The sequence below is a fragment of the Chryseobacterium sp. MYb7 genome (assembly GCF_002979455.1).
Classification (GTDB): domain Bacteria; phylum Bacteroidota; class Bacteroidia; order Flavobacteriales; family Weeksellaceae; genus Chryseobacterium.
In genome coordinates, this window is record NZ_PCOU01000060.1 from 1 (window position 1) to 5,264 (window position 5,264).

Sequence of the window (5,264 nt, forward strand, 5' to 3'; positions counted from 1 at the left end):
CTGGATCGGATTCAATTATTTAGCTTTTATTGTTATTGCTTGTAAAAAATTCATAAAAAGAAAGTCAAGATGAGTTCTTTATATAAATAACCTTTTATATTAATATTACATGGTGTAATCGGATATGAAAAATGCCATTCTTCTTCAGTAAGAGGAACTGATAAATTCATGATTTTTTCAATATCATTATTATTGAGAGACCATGCTTTGTCTCTTTCAGTTAATTTTTCTTTGGTAGAATATTCGCCTTTACAGTTGGCAACATAAACTTTTGTATCTATTTTCTTTTTTTCATCTTTATCTTGGCCTTTGCAGCTGAAAAAGAAGAATATAAGAAGTAGTAAAGCCGTAAAGTTTTTCATCATTTGGTTTTATTTATTCTTTTTTCAATTCTTGCCAATCTCTGTTTGTAAATCTTTTACTTCTTATATAATATTTTTTATTTTCATTTTTTAGATAAAAATCATCCACATCATCTTGATCACATTTTCCTTTTGCGTGTAAAGTATTATCCTCCTTAATTAAATGGTATTCTCCTTCACACCAATAATCTTCGACATGTTCTGCTCCAATACTTAAAATTGCTTTTTGGTCCGATTCTACTGTTATTGAATAAAGTACATTTGTTTCATTATTGTCATATTGACTATTAGCTTTGGTTGAAATTTTATAAGAGCCTTTCCAATCATTATTGTTGGTTGTAATTTCTGTATTTTTAATACTTTGACTGTCATCAGTATTATTATCAATATTTCTTGTAAAATAGATTTCAGTTTCTTTTTCTGTGGTTTTTTCCATATTTTCTTTCTGCTTATCTGAACATGCTATAAGCATAAAAGGAAATAGAATTAAAAAGTTTTTCATCAAAGTGTTTTTTTTTAATTGGATAGAAAGAATTGCTATCATTCATATAGAATTTATCTAAATCAAGTTGCTTAAGAAATATTAGCCTTTACTGTTTTATTAGCCTTCATATCGTATAATTACTATTATAAACTAATAATAAACTTTATTGTTACTTAATTCTGTTTCTAATGCTTCATCTAAATAAGGAATGGAATCAAATTTAGTTATTGTACCATCTTTATTAATTTTACTTATGGAATAAGATATTATGTCAAGAGATTGGTTGGGAGAAGAAAAATATGAAACTTGCCATATTTTTTTGTTTTTTAGATCTAAATATGATAAGCAAGTATAACGATCAGATTTATATCTTACATCATTAACTTTTCTATAAAATTGAATAGAGTCTATTTTTTTTTTATTTTTTAAAGTATATAATACTAATTTATAATTCTTTTCATTAGAAATACTTTTGTTTAATATTATTGATAATGATTCACTTTTTGATAGCTGTGCATTATGAATATTTGAATAATTTTTTTCATATAAAGAATTTTGATTTCTTAAAATAGAGTATCCTTTAGAACTAGTTAAAGATTCAAAATATTTCTTGTCTGAAATTTTTTTATCTCCTAAAAAAAAAACTGTTTTTTTTTCTTTTGTGGAAATACTATCCTTACAACAAATACTAAGAGTTGTAAAAATTAGAATAAACGAGAAAAGATAAATTGACTTACTCATAAGTTAATAGCAAAAATTAAATTTGATTAGTTTACAAGAGTTTTGCTTCCATTTGATCCATTTTGTGACATTCTTATACTCTTCTATATAGTCACAATCTGTTTTAAGAATTGACTTGATTTGCATAGAGTCACCTTTAATTTCTAATACTTTATACCAGTATGACAGCTCTTGTTTTGATGTGGTTGACACCTCAGGAGTTAATTGTATAAAAGCTGTTTTAATATAATTATCCCATGATTGAAAAGAATAATTATTATTTTTCTTTTCAATCAGTTTTTTTTGTTTATTGATGTAAACGATGAGGAAATCTTTATCTGCTTCTGGTTCTTCGGCATCGAAATTAAATATTCTATGTTCACTATCTGGAATTATTTCCCGGGCAATTACAACTTTAGGAAGCTTAACATCATATATATTTTCATCATCATTATTATTAACAAGTATTTTACCATATGAAGTTTTGTCCATATTGAAGATCTCTGTGCTTTTATTGATGGATAAATTTATAACTCCGCTTCCCCTCAGATTATTTTCAGTGTAAAATGTAATTCCATTATATTCTGTAGTCTGCATTGCCAAAGAATCAATTTTACATTCATTATCCTTCTTAGGTTGCTCTTTTTTTATAACTGTTACAGAGTCTTTTGGATGATCAGACAAAATGTTGGTTACTGTATCCTTATTTTGCTTTTTGCAAGAAAAAAGTACCATAGAACATATTAATGTGGCATAAAATATTTTCATTGATTTTATATTTATTCTTTTATTTCTTTATATTTTGGATTATATCCCTCCCTGCGGATATGAAGATGGTGATTATGGTCAGCTAGATGAGTTGAGTTTTTTAATATGAATTTCTTTTTATTAATTATAATATTATAACTGTAAAATTTTGAATATCCAAAACCAACAAGAGCATCAATAAATTTTTCTTCCCTCACAATATCAAAAGCCTCAGGTTCTATGTCTATATGAATATTGTTACTTGTTTTATCTTTCCTTAAATATCTGAAGTCGAATGATACTCCATTGACGTGAGTTACACTGGGAGCCCCAGTTCCATCAGCAGATGTGGATCCGTTGAATATGAAATCGGTATAACCACACTCTGCTACAGCCCCCAGCATAGAAGCAAATGCTTTGGGATTAATATATTCTCGGTCAGTATTGTCGCCAATCTTAATCAGTATACATTTCTACTTTGAACTTAACTTTTATTGAAGCAATCCCATTCTGTAAAATATTTTCAGCAGTATAAGTCATCGCACAACCAGAACCGCAGCTAATAACAAAAGATTTATTATTTTCTGTTTTGGTCTTTTGAGGGTTGGAAATATTTCCTTTTGCCTCTTTACAAGAACAAATAATTAGAAATAAAAGTAATGTTAAAAAGGTTTTCATCATTTGCTAGATATAACTGATTTATTTTATAAGATCAATTATTTTATTATTTATCATTTTATTATAATCTCCTTCAAAAAGTCCATTTTTATACTTTTTGTAGTATTCAATTTTTGATGTAGGAAATTCATAATATGATTTGTCCTTCTCTTCGTAATATTTTCCATCTAAATAATTTGGATAATTTTTATAGTCATTATCATTTTTAATAATGTATTTACTCGGTATTTCAAGTAAAACTTTATCTTCAGTTTCAAAAACTGTTAATATATCAGAGTAATTAATATTGGATTCTTCATAATCAGGTTTCCAATACATTACTCTTTGTCCTAGCGGATACAAGACTTTATTTTTATATAGATATAGTTTCCATCCAAAATGATTTTCACCATTTACCGGGAAAAAGATTATATAATTTTTGGAAGTATTTGAAAAATATACAATAGGTGGAGAAGTTTCCAAATCTTCATTATTGATTTTCCTAATTATTGCCTTTTCTATGTCATCAAAAACAAAAGTTATAAGCTCATACCTGTTTTGATCACTTCCATCAATAAGTGTATTTGATATAGTGAAGTTTTTACAGTTTAAACTATAATTTGTTGTTTCTGTACTTTCTTGATTACAGCTGATTTTACTTAATGGAATTAAGTTTTTAGTATTACCTGTCTTGCTTGAAACTTCAGATACTGATGTTTCTTTTTTACTATTTTTTTCTTCTTCTTTTTTCTGCCCTTGGCAGGATAATAGAAAGAACGAAATTAAAATTGTTATTACCTTTTTCATATAATTAATCCCAAAATTTTTGTGCTATCTCTTTTTGATAATCTTTTTCTTTTTGTGACATTGTATTTTCATCTTTGTAATATACAAAAATACCTGGATGACATCGATTAGTTAATCCACCACCTGTAGCAGAACTTCTAATTTCAAAATGTAGGTGCGGGTCTTTAGTTTGTCCATAACCACTTGTGCCATTCTTGCCAATAATTGTCCCACAACTAACTTCTTGTTTAGCTTTTAATGATTTTTCTACCTCTTGTAAATGAGCATAAAATAAATAAAAATCTCCATTAAAGCTAAAACCTGATCCACTCTGTATTTCTCCCATATTTGAATATTGTAAACTGAAATCTTTTTTTCTTTTTAAAAACTCCTTAGGATCTTTTACTTTCAAACAAATTACATTTCCATATCCTGATTGTATACTTATAAATTCTACATATGCGTCAACACATGCATAAGCATTTGATCCTGGTAAAGCAAGAAAATCTATTCCTTGGTGGTTGTGATTACTTCTTTCCTTTCTAACTGTTCCAAAAACATTATATCTGGGCCTGTAGTTTCCATTTTGAGTATAAAGGCATAACATTGGATTATCAACGGGATCGTGCCATTTAGTACTTTTAGGAGGAGAACTTTCAGGAATTGTTATAGCATTTTTACAGTTAAATGTTTTGGGCTTATTACCCGAACCTCGGCTAAAACTAATATTATACCTACCTAATATTTCTCTTCTTTGAATTTTCTTATCATTGTTATTCTCTTCATCTACACTTTTATTTGCATTATAATTTTTATTACTAGTTTTTTCTTTATTATTTTGTGGGTTATCATTTTTTTGATATAAAATAAAATCATCATTTTTACCGACTCCTATTGGAGCAAAAACTGATAAATAAATATCTTCAGGAGATTTAATATTGTTTTTTTGAGACTCAAAATATTTTTTCACTTTATCAAGTTGTTTTATTTCTCCCATTTGAGCATATTCCAATTTTAGTTTGTTTAGTTCATCAAAGCGTTCTTCAACAGATAATTTTGGGTTACTTTTATACTCTTTAAGATTATTTTGTAAAGCATCTTGGGTGAATTGGATTAAGCCTATTGCTCTTGATGATTTTCTGTTCCCTTCTTTCCAGAAGTCTTTTATTGTCATTTTTTTTGGATCTTTTGTTGAGTTCCATCCTTCTAATTGTTGTGCTTTAAAACTTCCACTTGTCTCTACATTCATTACAGCCATTAACCCACTTGCCATCTCCATTTTTCTACTTTCGCCCCATAATTCAGAACATATTTGCACTACTTTTTTCCTAAACTCACAACTCACTTTTCCTCCCCAAACTAAGTCTTTATATTGTTCCTGGCAAATACAACTTCCTTGTTTTTCAGGTTTTTCCGTTTTCTGCACCCCCGCCGCACTCTTCACCTTCTCCACTTCCATCAAGCCCTCCGAATTTACCCCGAATTTCTGAGATTCTGCGGATAGTTCT

General features: G+C 28.0%; 8 protein-coding genes. All 8 read right to left on the minus strand.

What is annotated here, in order from left to right; all coding sequences use genetic code 11:
• Window positions 1–50: 50 nt before the first annotated feature.
• The 8 genes from CQ046_RS23255 to CQ046_RS23290 all read right to left on the minus strand — a co-directional run bounded on the left by CQ046_RS23255 (window position 51) and on the right by CQ046_RS23290 (window position 5,215).
• On the minus strand, window positions 51–365 hold the full coding sequence (locus CQ046_RS23255) for a hypothetical protein (RefSeq protein WP_105704543.1): 315 nt from the start codon (window positions 363–365) through the stop codon (window positions 51–53).
• Between the two features lie 10 nt (window positions 366–375).
• Window positions 376–906: a hypothetical protein gene (locus tag CQ046_RS23260; protein ID WP_105704544.1), complete on the minus strand. Its 531-nt coding sequence runs from the start codon at window positions 904–906 to the stop codon at window positions 376–378.
• Window positions 907–996: 90 nt separating this feature from the next.
• Window positions 997–1,587, minus strand: coding sequence for a hypothetical protein (locus tag CQ046_RS23265; RefSeq protein WP_105704545.1), 591 nt, complete (start codon window positions 1,585–1,587; stop codon window positions 997–999).
• Window positions 1,588–1,590: 3 nt separating this feature from the next.
• Window positions 1,591–2,334 (minus strand): hypothetical protein, encoded by a 744-nt coding sequence (locus CQ046_RS23270; RefSeq protein ID WP_123906679.1) that lies wholly within the window; start codon window positions 2,332–2,334, stop codon window positions 1,591–1,593.
• Between the two features lie 11 nt (window positions 2,335–2,345).
• Window positions 2,346–2,717, minus strand: a complete 372-nt coding sequence (locus CQ046_RS23275) for a hypothetical protein (protein ID WP_105704547.1) — start codon at window positions 2,715–2,717, stop codon at window positions 2,346–2,348.
• A 52-nt stretch (window positions 2,718–2,769) separates the two neighbouring features.
• Entirely contained in the window at window positions 2,770–2,991 is a 222-nt protein-coding gene (locus CQ046_RS23280) for a hypothetical protein (RefSeq protein WP_123906680.1), read from the minus strand.
• A gap of 21 nt (window positions 2,992–3,012) precedes the next feature.
• A complete protein-coding gene (locus CQ046_RS23285) occupies window positions 3,013–3,777 on the minus strand; it encodes a hypothetical protein (RefSeq protein ID WP_105704549.1) in 765 nt (254 codons plus the stop codon).
• 4 nt (window positions 3,778–3,781) lie between these two features.
• A complete protein-coding gene (locus CQ046_RS23290) occupies window positions 3,782–5,215 on the minus strand; it encodes a M23 family metallopeptidase (protein ID WP_123906681.1) in 1,434 nt (477 codons plus the stop codon).
• Window positions 5,216–5,264: the final 49 nt, after the last annotated feature.